Origin of the sequence: Neptuniibacter sp. UBA6509, assembly GCA_002435145.1 — a bacterium.
Lineage (GTDB): Bacteria > Pseudomonadota > Gammaproteobacteria > Pseudomonadales > Balneatricaceae > Neptuniibacter.
On record DJLT01000028.1, the window covers coordinates 1 to 11254 of the forward strand.

The 11254-nt window shown below is 43.1% G+C and carries 12 protein-coding genes; all 12 read left to right on the plus strand.

The genetic code is table 11. The annotated features are described in order from the left end of the window. Positions 1–917 (plus strand): adenylosuccinate lyase (gene purB, locus B4K11_RS03590; RefSeq protein ID WP_292954932.1); only part of this gene is annotated, 917 nt, incomplete at its 5' end. Positions 918–990: 73 nt separating this feature from the next. Further along, positions 991–1827: an alpha/beta fold hydrolase gene (locus B4K11_RS03595; protein WP_292954935.1), complete on the plus strand. Its 837-nt coding sequence runs from the start codon at positions 991–993 to the stop codon at positions 1825–1827. Positions 1828–1838: 11 nt separating this feature from the next. Further along, on the plus strand, positions 1839–2567 hold the full coding sequence (gene trmJ / locus B4K11_RS03600; RefSeq protein ID WP_292954938.1) for a tRNA (cytosine(32)/uridine(32)-2'-O)-methyltransferase TrmJ: 729 nt from the start codon (positions 1839–1841) through the stop codon (positions 2565–2567). A gap of 47 nt (positions 2568–2614) precedes the next feature. Continuing rightward, entirely contained in the window at positions 2615–2863 is a 249-nt protein-coding gene (locus B4K11_RS03605) for a hypothetical protein (RefSeq protein WP_292954941.1), read from the plus strand. Next, positions 2863–4014 (plus strand): cupin domain-containing protein, encoded by a 1152-nt coding sequence (locus B4K11_RS03610; protein ID WP_292954944.1) that lies wholly within the window; start codon positions 2863–2865, stop codon positions 4012–4014. Before B4K11_RS03605 ends, B4K11_RS03610 begins: the two co-directional genes overlap by 1 nt. Before the next feature lie 464 nt (positions 4015–4478). Continuing rightward, positions 4479–7274 (plus strand): monovalent cation/H+ antiporter subunit A, encoded by a 2796-nt coding sequence (locus tag B4K11_RS03615; RefSeq protein WP_292954947.1) that lies wholly within the window; start codon positions 4479–4481, stop codon positions 7272–7274. Continuing rightward, entirely contained in the window at positions 7274–7639 is a 366-nt protein-coding gene (locus tag B4K11_RS03620; protein WP_292954950.1) for a Na+/H+ antiporter subunit C, read from the plus strand. The genes B4K11_RS03615 and B4K11_RS03620 overlap by 1 nt, the downstream gene beginning before the upstream one ends. Continuing rightward, on the plus strand, positions 7639–9150 hold the full coding sequence (locus B4K11_RS03625; RefSeq protein WP_292954953.1) for a monovalent cation/H+ antiporter subunit D: 1512 nt from the start codon (positions 7639–7641) through the stop codon (positions 9148–9150). Before B4K11_RS03620 ends, B4K11_RS03625 begins: the two co-directional genes overlap by 1 nt. Next, positions 9147–9650: a Na+/H+ antiporter subunit E gene (locus B4K11_RS03630; RefSeq protein WP_292954955.1), complete on the plus strand. Its 504-nt coding sequence runs from the start codon at positions 9147–9149 to the stop codon at positions 9648–9650. The genes B4K11_RS03625 and B4K11_RS03630 overlap by 4 nt, the downstream gene beginning before the upstream one ends. After that, entirely contained in the window at positions 9644–9913 is a 270-nt protein-coding gene (locus B4K11_RS03635; RefSeq protein WP_292954957.1) for a K+/H+ antiporter subunit F, read from the plus strand. Before B4K11_RS03630 ends, B4K11_RS03635 begins: the two co-directional genes overlap by 7 nt. Positions 9914–9958: 45 nt before the next feature. Continuing rightward, on the plus strand, positions 9959–10315 hold the full coding sequence (locus B4K11_RS03640) for a Na+/H+ antiporter subunit G (protein WP_292954959.1): 357 nt from the start codon (positions 9959–9961) through the stop codon (positions 10313–10315). A 412-nt stretch (positions 10316–10727) separates the two neighbouring features. Further along, on the plus strand, positions 10728–11254 hold a 527-nt coding region (locus B4K11_RS03645), incomplete at its 3' end, for an SPFH domain-containing protein (protein ID WP_292959240.1).

The window sequence follows — 11254 nt, forward strand, 5'->3', positions numbered from 1 at the left end:
CAGATGAAATCGCTAACCTAGGGCGTGAGTTTGCTGAACAGCCAATGCTTTCTCGTACCCATGGTCAGACAGCGTCTCCAACAACTGTAGGTAAAGAATTCGCTAACGTTGCATACCGTATGCAGCGCCAGATCAAACAGCTAAAAGCGGTTGAGATCTTAGGTAAGATTAACGGTGCAGTAGGTAACTACAACGCTCACCTATCTGCTTACCCAGACATTGACTGGTCTGAAAATGCTAAAGACTTTGTTGAAAGTCTAGGCCTAAGCTTTAACCCATATACAACTCAGATCGAGCCACACGATTACATCGCTGAGCTTTTTGATGCAGTTGCACGCTTCAACACGATTCTGATCGATTTTGACCGTGATATCTGGGGCTACATCTCTCAGGCATACTTCAAGCAGAAAACAATTGCGGGCGAAGTAGGTTCTTCTACAATGCCGCATAAAGTTAACCCAATTGACTTCGAAAACTCTGAAGGCAATCTGGGCATTGCGAATGCAATCATGAGCCACCTAGCACAGAAACTTCCAGTTTCTCGCTGGCAGCGCGATCTAACTGACTCTACTGTTCTTCGTAACATGGGCGTTGGTTTTGGTTATAGCTTAATTGCGTACCAGTCTAGCCTAAAAGGTATAAGCAAACTTGAGCTAAACCCTGCTAAGCTAAATGATGATTTAGAGAACTCATGGGAAGTATTGGCAGAACCGATTCAAACGGTTATGCGCCGCTACGCAATCGAAGAGCCATATGAAAAGCTTAAAGCGCTCACCCGTGGCCAAGATATGAATAAAGAAACGATTTTAGCCTTCGTTGATACGCTTGATATGCCTGAAGAAGCTAAGCTTGAACTTAAAAAGCTTACGCCGCATTCTTATATCGGTAACGCTGCTGATCAAGCAAAAAATATCTAAGCTGAGCTTTTGCGCTTAATTTAGATAATCAAAACGGGGCTAATGCCCCGTTTTGTTATTGTGGATTATGCTCATGGAATTTATCACTCGCCCAGACTCAACCCTGATTCACTTCATCTCTCTCGGTAAAGGCCCCAAAACCTTAGTCTTTCTCCACGGCTGGACAGCCAATGTAAGAGAGTGGCTCCCCTTTGCTTGCGAACTTGCCGAAAACCACCGTGTAGTTTGCTGGGATGCGAGAGGTCATGGTGGACATGAGTATGCTGACAACACAGATATGTCGGTACAACAGATGGCCGATGATCTGCATGCGCTTCTGAATTACTTAGAGATTAAAGATGCTGTTATCGTAGGCCACTCAATGGGAGCATTGACGACTTGGGAGTACATACGCCGACACGGTCAAGATAGAATTGTCGGCTTATGTATGATCGACCAATCACCAAAACTTATTACAGACGGTAACTGGGTAAATGGTGTCTACGGCGAGTTCAGTGAAAGGCATAATGAGCTTTTCATCAAGCTGCTTAGAAAAGACTTTACCCAAAGTGTGCTGAAATTGATTGCTTATGGGATGAATCATCGATCACTGGAAAACTTTCAGCAAAATTCCCGTGGTTTCCAACAGATGCGTGACCACCTTGATAAGCAGCCTGAACTCTTACTCATCTCCTGCTGGGAGGACATCACCCAACAGGATTATAGAGACGTTTTGCCCACGATAGAAAAGCCAACCCTGCTTATCTATGGTGATGAAAGTCAGTTCTATTGTGCTGATTTACGCGAATGGGTTAATAACACAATTAAAAGTTCTGAACTTCACGTCTACGAAGGTTCAGATCATTCACCCCATCTATGGCACAAAGAATTATTTATCTTTGACCTTAACCGTTTTATTGATGCTTTGTGAGATCGCCTTAAATGCTTTCAAATATAAGAGTTGTACTGATTAACACATTCCACCCTGGAAATATTGGCGCAGCCGCACGCGCTATGAAAAACATGGGCTTAACCAATCTTTATCTGGTTGAACCTAGAGAGTTCCCCAGCGAAGAAGCAGATTCACGCTCGGCTGGTGCTAAAGATCTACTTGAAAACGCGATTGTAGTAAACACACTCGAAGAAGCGATCTCCGATTGTCAGTTAGTAATCGGTACCAGCGCACGTACAAAAAGAACCTTTGATCTCCCACTTTTAGATGCACGAAAAGGTGCCGAAAGAATTGTCGGCGAAGCCAAACAGGGAAATATCGCCTTAGTCTTTGGTCGTGAAACCATGGGCCTGCACAATGAAGAACTTCAGCAGTGCAACTTCCATGTATATATCCCAGCAAATCCTGAATACCCCGTACTTAATGTCTCTCAGGCCATTCAGCTACTTTGTTATGAAGTCTATGTAGCCTCTGAAAACAAGACAAACACCGAGCAAGAGTCAGAATATCCACGCCATAAAGAGATGGCTCTGTTTTATGAACACCTTGAAAAAGTGTTACGATTGACCAACTTCATTATCCCCAACCATGAAGGCAAAGTAGTTGATAAACTGCGCCGTTTCTTCAACCGTTCACGCCCTGAACGTACCGAGCTAAATATGCTTCGCGGCATACTCAAGTCTGTTGAAGAGACCGTAGAAAAATTAGAAAAAAAATAAGACAGCTAAATCATACGACTGTTTATTTAACACAAGAGACAAATACGATGGAAGAAAATCTACAAAAGCTTTTGGACCAAGCCGACCAACTAAAAAATGGCATCAAACAGATGCAAGATGAATCAAGAATGGTGGGCTACAACGCAGTAGGTATTCGCGAAAACGCAGAGATCATCCAAAAGTGCCTAAAAAAAGTCGGTAACAACAAAATCGCAGCTTTAGCTAATCGCGACAAACGTAAAGTTTACGACCAGATGGAAGACGCGGTTGAACAGCTAATGGAGCTAATCAAGTAGTGAACTCCCCTTTTGGCGACATCAGTGTAGAAACATTCCTAAACGAATACTGGCAAAAGAAACCGCTGTTAATTCGTAACGCATTCCCAGATTTTGAGGCCCCTTTAAGTCCTGATGAACTGGCAGGCATGGCCTTAGAAGACGATGTAGAATCGCGTTTAATTATTCAGTCTGCCGATGGTAAAGATTGGTCACTTAAACATGGTCCTCTAACAGAGGATACTTTTGCTGAACTACCTGATTCCCACTGGACACTTTTAGTCCAAGCGGTCGATCATTGGGTGCCAGAAGCCAACGAGCTGCTAGAACACTTTCGGTTTGCGCCAAACTGGCGCCTAGACGACCTTATGGTCAGCTACGCCACTGATGGTGGTGGCGTAGGCCCACATTACGACAACTACGATGTATTTCTAATTCAAGCATCTGGAACCCGTCGTTGGGAAGTGGGCGGCACTTATGATGAAAACTCCCCCCGCCGCCCAGACGTCCCTGTGATGATCATACCAGAGTGGACCCCTGAGCAAACTTGGGACTTAGAACCCGGCGATATGCTCTACGTACCGCCACGCTTAGGACACAACGGTTACGCTGTTGGTGATGACTGCATGACCTACTCTGTCGGATTCCGTGCACCTTCTCATCAAGAGATGTTCGCCGGTTTCACTGATTACTTAGAAGATATCACCAGCGCTGAAGATCGCTACAACGATCCCGATCTTAAGCAACAGAACAACCCCGGCGAAATTACGACGGATGCACTCGACCGCGTTAAAGCCATACTGCATGAATACATAGACAGCCCCGAGCTGCTGTCACACTGGTTTGGCCAATTCATGACCGAGCCAAAAAACGAAGAACACGGCGCAGAACAAAGCTGCGACATGGAACAATCAGAGATAAAAGAGTTATTAGATTCAGGCATACCCATCTGCCGCTCTGAAGGCTCCCGCTTCGCATTCAACCGCTTTGAAGACCACTTCATCCTGTTCATAGACGGAAAAGGTTGCGCGTGCAGTCAAGGCCAAGTCACCTTAGCAGAAAGCTTATGTGCCAACCTTTACCACACAGAGATCAGCCCTACAGAAGAAAACCTAGAACTGCTTAAAGCACTTCTTATGCAAGGCTCTGTTTACTTCCTGGAAGAAGGATAACCTGCTGTTGTGCATTATAAGGGGTTATATTAAGGAGCCAGTTGTGACTTTTCACTGGCTCCTACCATTCACTTTAGCCTGATTCACTGCATATAAATGTAGGCTTCACTTTAGACACTCAAAAAAGTAAATAATAAGTTCATATTCAGACCTGAGTACATTCTGAGTAAAGCCATATATGCGACTAAGCTTCTCCCAGCCAACTGTTGACGATGAGTAAGAAGTATATGATCATGAACTTTATAAAAAAGTGTCTACTTTAAAATGACTCAACAAATTAGCTAAAGCTATCCTAATGAACTATAAGGGAAATAATTTGCTGTTTCATAAAAGTCTAGAATTAGCGTTGTTAAGATTTAATACCTCAACAACTAGAGCTGTATAGCAACAAGACTAAGACACAACATACAAAATCAGTCTATTATTTGATATATCGCTATTTAACCTGGAGTTACCCCCCTCACATGAATCTGCTATGGGTCGTACTATTGCCTCTTATTGGCACTTTAGTCCCTTTATTAACAGAACGTTTTGGCCGTAATATCTGCACTCTTTCCGTTGCATTATTACCCGCGTGCTCACTCATTCTGGTTCTGATGTTTGCAGCCGATATATTTGACAGTCAAGTAATTCGGCAATCCATAGACTGGATACCTGCTATAGGGTTAGACCTTTCATTCAGGTTAGATGGACTATCACTGCTGTTTTTATTATTGATCCTTGGCATTGGTCTTTTAGTTATTCTATACGCTCGTTATTACCTCTCATCAAAAGATTCAATGGGGCAGTTCTATGCTTATTTGGTCTTATTTATGAGTGCGATGGTCGGTATTGTCATATCAAACAATTTAATTCAGTTATGGGTCTTCTGGGAGCTCACCAGCATCAGCTCATTCCTATTAATCAGCTTTTGGTCACATAAATCCGAGGCGAGAAAAGGCGCTCGCATGGCCTTGACCGTTACAGGCGCAGGTGGACTTGCTCTACTCGCTGGATTGCTATTGATTGGAGACATGGTTGATAGTTATGACCTCGACACTGTGTTAGCCAGTGCTGATCTAATTCAATCACACTCTTACTACCCAGTAGCGCTAGTGCTAGTACTTTTAGGGGCATTTACTAAGTCAGCCCAATTCCCGTTTCATTTTTGGTTGCCCCACGCAATGGCGGCTCCAACACCCGTCAGTGCCTACCTACATTCAGCAACTATGGTAAAAGCGGGCATTTTCCTAATGGCCCGTTTCTACCCTGTACTGGCAGGAACCGATCTGTGGTTCATGATTGTCAGCCTCACCGGCTTGATTACCCTGCTTTTCGGTGCTTATATCGCCATATTTAAGCATGATCTAAAAGGCCTACTTGCATATTCAACAATCAGTCATCTTGGCCTTATTACTCTACTACTAGGCTTAAATTCAAAACTTGCGGCCGTCGCAGCCATATTTCATATTATCAACCACGCGATCTTTAAAGCGTCCTTATTTATGGCAGCCGGAATAATCGACCATGAGTCAGGGTCACGAGATATGCGTAAGCTTAATGGCCTTTGGAAGTACATGCCCTATACTGCCACTTTAGCCATTGTTGCAGCACTATCGATGGCTGGCGTTCCACTGTTGAACGGTTTTCTATCTAAAGAAATGTTTTTTTCTGAAACCCTCAACCAAAGTACTCTCGGCTCTCTCTCTTGGATAATTCCACTGTTAGCGACAATTGGAGCAGCATTCTCCGTCGCCTACTCTTTACGTTTCATCCATGATGTATTCTTCAACGGTGAACCTATTGACCTTCCTAAGACCCCGAAAGAACCTCCTCGTTACATGAAGGTTCCGGTAGAGGTTCTGGTAGCACTCTGTTTGCTTGTGGGGATTTTCCCAGCTTATGTAGTCGGAGACCTATTACAGATAGCCTCTTTTGCCGTGCTAGCTCATGACGTACCCGTTCATAATCTAGCCATATGGCATGGGTTAAATATCCCATTACTAATGAGCTTCCTTGCCATGATGGGAGGCATAACGATTTACTACAATAGGCGTCACCTTTTTGAGTTCCAGTCACACTTTAATGAAGCTGACGCAAAACTAGTCTTTGAAGGTATCGTACAAACTATTGTCAAAGTATCCCAGCGCATTATAGAGACCATCGAAAACGGTTCTCTTCAACGTTACATTTTCCTTCTGCTGTTATTAACCTTCGTCATGGCGGCACTGCCTCTATTAGACTTAACGCAGAACATAGGCTCACGCCCTCAAATACCTCTTGATGGCGTCACGATAACTGGGGCTGTATTATTGGTATTCAGTGCGATTGCCACCGTAATTTGGTACAGAAAGCGGTTTCTTGCACTCATATTCCTTTCTGTAGTTGGATTGATTGTATCATTAGCATTTGCTCAATTTTCAGCACCCGATTTAGCGCTTACACAATTGTCAGTAGAAATTGTCACCATTATTCTGTTACTTCTTGCGCTATTCTTCTTACCACAGATTGGAAAAAAAGAATCCACCAATAGACGCTTAAGTGGAGACTTGCTTCTCTCTGGTCTTCTTGGCTGCGTCATCGCTACTGTGTGTTATGCAATGCTAACGACCCCATTAGACAGCATTTCAGACTTTTTCATAGCCAACAGTAAAACGGGCGGTGGTGGAACCAATGTGGTGAATGTAATTCTGGTTGATTTCCGAGGTTTTGATACACTTGGCGAAATCACGGTCTTAGGCATTGCGGCATTAGGTATTTTCAAACTCATTGCCAAAATGCGTATTTATATGCCCACACGAGATGACAGCGGGCGAAAATGGAGCAATGATCCTCACCCTATGATGCTTGAAATGGTATCACAGACCCTCCTCCCCTTAGCGTTGCTGGTATCCGTTTACATTTTCCTGAGAGGCCACAACCTCCCTGGAGGGGGCTTTATCGCTGGCCTGATTACATCCGTCGCCATCATTCAGCAGTACATTGCGCACGGCGTTCTATGGATAAAACCGAGAATCAATATTGATTATCAATGGCTCATTGCCGGCGGTATATTAATTGCGACCCTGACCGGTATAGGCAGCTGGTTTTTTGAGCAGCCATTCCTGACTACTTGGTTTGATTACTTCAAATTACCATGGGTTGGAAAATTTGAGCTTGCCAGTGCCATGCTGTTTGATTTAGGCGTATATCTAACTGTCGTAGGTGCCGTAATGTTGATACTTGCCAACTTAGGTAAATTAACTACTAGTGAACGTGTTCAGATTAAGGAGAACGATTAATGGAAGCTATTTACGCGTTCTGTGTCGGCATATTAACTACCTGCGGATTCTTTCTCGTTCTAAGAGGAAGGACATTTACCGTTGTAATAGGGCTCACTCTATTATCTTACGCTGTAAACCTATTTCTTTTTGCCAGTGGTCGTCTAAAACTAGATGGCGCGGCCGTATTAGGCCAATCTGTAGAATATAGCGATCCATTACCTCAAGCACTGGTACTAACCGCTATCGTAATAGGTTTTGCTATGACAGCATTTGTAGTTATTTTAGCCATGCGTTCCCGTGCAGACCAAGGTAATGATCATGTAGACGGACAAGTCCCTGTCCAGCAAAATAACTCCCGTTTTTCTAACAAGAGGAATAGTTAATGCAACACTTGCCTATTCTTCCTATTTTATTACCAATGCTCGCGGCGGTCCTTATGTTACTGCCACCGTTAAGCAACTCAATCACTAGGCATCGTACTTTTGCTGTGCTTATCATGATTAGCACGGTAATTGTGTCGGCATTACTTTTACTCACAAGCCATCAGCAAGGAACGCAGATGTACGTATTAGGAGGCTGGCAACCGCCTTTCGGTATCGTCTTAGTCGCCGATAGATTGTCAACCATAATGGTCTTGTTAACCACATTGCTTGGATTAGGCTCACAGCTTTATGCCTGTGCAGGTGATGATAATGATGGGATGTATTTTCACCCTCTATTTATGTTCCTCATCATGGGAGTTAATGGTGCTTTCCTGACTGGAGATATATTTAACCTATTTGTGTTTTTTGAAGTACTGCTGATAGCGTCCTACGCATTACTAATACATGGCGGCGGTAAACAAAAAACCAAAGCCAACGTTCATTATGTGATTCTAAATCTCGTTGGCTCAAGTATCTTCTTGTTCGCTCTAGGTATTTTATATGGCATCCTCGGCACCCTTAATATTGAGGATATGGCCAACAAAGTCCGTTTATTAGATGTGCATGAACAATCATTAGCAAAAACAGGCGGTCTATTATTGTTAGTTGTCTTTGGACTCAAAGCCGCTTTACTTCCCTTACACTTCTGGTTACCCAGAACCTATGCAGCCGCCAGCGCGCCTGTTGCTGCGCTCTTCGCCATAATGACCAAAGTGGGTATTTACAGTATCCTTCGCGTACATACGACTATCTTTGGTGAAGATGCTGGAGCGCTTGCTAGTATTGCCGCTCCTTGGCTCTGGCCATTAGCAATTTTAACGTTAATCATCGGTGCCATCGGTGTTCTAGCGAGCCCAAGCTTAAGAATGACTACAGCAAACTTAGTCATTGTCTCTGTGGGCACGCTTATGCTGGCCATTGCCATGGAACGTGAAGCTGCGACTTCAGCTGCACTTTACTACCTCATACATTCTACCTTTATAACCGGCGCTTTATTTCTCATCGCTGACCTCATCAGTAAACAACGAGGGAAAGCAGAGGATCGATATGTAACCGCGCGTAAACTAAATAATGGCAGAATCATTGGCATTGCATTCTTCATTGCTGCTCTCACTGTAGTAGGAATGCCACCTCTTTCAGGCTTCGTTGGCAAAGTGCTCATTTTACAATCAGCTGAAGGCGTGGCAGAAATCGCGTGGGTTTGGCCGGTTGTTTTGATCGCTGGACTGGCATCTCTTGTGGCGATGTCGCGAGCAGGCACAACGCTGTTTTGGCGCTCTTCTGGCGAAAATACAAATAGCTCCCCACCTCCCCGGCTCAAGTTACTTGCTATAGCATTATTACTGTCTTTGTCACCGCTTCTGACAGTGTTTGGAGGAGTTTTGACAGATTATACTAATCAGGCTGCAGCTCAACTGCACGACAGATCACAGCCTGTTTACAGCGCACTTACAAAAGGGGATCAACAATGAATACTAAATCAAGTTTTCGTTGGCTACCCATGCCACTGCATTCCCTTATGCTATTTATTATCTGGCTGTTAGTGAACAATACTGTGGCACCTGGACATATAGTATTAGGGGCTTTTTTAGCGTTAACCATACCTTTGTTAACATCTGGCATGCAAAGCCCACAACCGGGCTTTCGTAAGCCCTTTGCAAGCATGCGCTATATGCTAATGGTTATCTGGGATATCATTATCGCTAACTTTGAAGTCGCACAACTCGTTATTAGGTCCTCCAAGAAGTTAAATCCTGCTTTTATTGCTATCCCATTGGATATTCAACATGAATTTCCGATCACCATACTTGCCAGTACCGTCTCACTAACTCCTGGTACCGTCAGCGCAGAGATTTCCGAAGATAAGAAATGGCTCTATGTGCATGTCCTAAACCTAACGGATAAAGATGAACTTATCACTGAAATAAAGCACCGTTATGAGCGCCCTCTTATGGAGATTTTCGAATGTTAACTACAGCAGTAATGATTGCTACCATTTTCATTTGTATCTCATTGATACTGAATTTATGGCGACTTTTTAAAGGGCCTAGCAGACCTGACCGAATTCTTGCTCTGGACACTATGTATATCAACAGCATTGCGCTGATCATCTTGTTTGGCATTTCCTCAAATACAACTTTATATTTTGAAGCGGCACTATTGATTGCCATGCTAGGCTTCGTCAGTACAGCAGCAATGTGCAAATACATTTTGCGCGGAGATCTGATCGAATAAACGCTATATTTAGCCTAGTAAAAAAGACCAGTTAGGATAAACATAATGGAATTTTGGATAGAACTGTTAATATCAACTTTTTTAGTCTTGGGAAGTGCTTTTGTTTTAATTGGCTCGGTAGGTCTTGTAAAACTACCTGACTTTTACAGCCGCTTACATGCACCAACCAAAGCAACTACTTTAGGTATGGGCTGCCTACTTATAGCATCCATGATACTTGTCACCTATCAGAAGGGTTACTTAAGCCTACATGAGCTACTTATTACACTTTTTTTGCTCATTACTGCACCTGTTACTGCCCATATGCTAGCCAAAACAGCGATGCATCATGAACTTGAGATGACTGAGAAAACATCAGGTAAAGAACTATCAGAGCGAGCTCGTGAGCGGTTAAACCCTTAAAAGAACTCCATAGCCGTACGCTTTTAACAAAAAAGGTTCCAGCTAATCGAGCGGGGATATTAAGTAAAGACTGGCTATATTTCAGTTATAAGTATTAACAGCTTCAAGCATTGACTGGCAGAACTCTTTAACGGGTAAAGGTACGTCCAGAAAACTATTCATAAACCTCGAAACACAAGTCGATCCTTACACAATATCAATATCTATTAAAAATAGAGGGCTTCATGATAAACAACTCATATTTCTTGAGGATATATGAGTATCTAAAGCCCCTACTCAAGAGCAGCACCCGATTCACATAAAAAGCCTCGCTCGACTACCCTTCAGCGATATAAAGCTTAGTGTTATGTTTTAGCCTAAGAAAATAAACGTCCCATTCACAGAAATTATTAATCTTATGAGGTATTCAGATTTGGTAAACTGTCTCTCATCTAAGAAAGCACTAGCCAAACTATGCGGTCTTATTTTAATCATTGCAATCACAGTAATAGCTGTGCCACACGTTAAAGGTATGTTTGTTAATATGCACCCTGGAGAGGCGGGTGTTTTGTGGAAACGTTTTGACAATGGAACCCAAACTAATAAAGTATACAAAGATGGCCTGCATATAATAAATCCCTTTAACCGTATGACAGTCTATAAGGTTAATGAACAGACGCACCAACATGATTTCGACGTTCTAAGTAAGCACGGATTTAAAGTACATATAAAAATATCTATCCGCTTTACGCTACTTGAAAGTAGCTTACCTAACCTCCACAAATTAATTGGCGTTGATTACTTAGACAGACTTATCTTGCCTGAAATTGAATCTAATACGCGAGCTATTTTTTCCGGCTATAGCGCGGAAGAGTTAGTTGAATCACAGGGAAGCATGATAGAAAACAAGAAGGTTGAGTTACTTGGGCAAAACGCGCCGAAATACTTAGATTTTTTTGA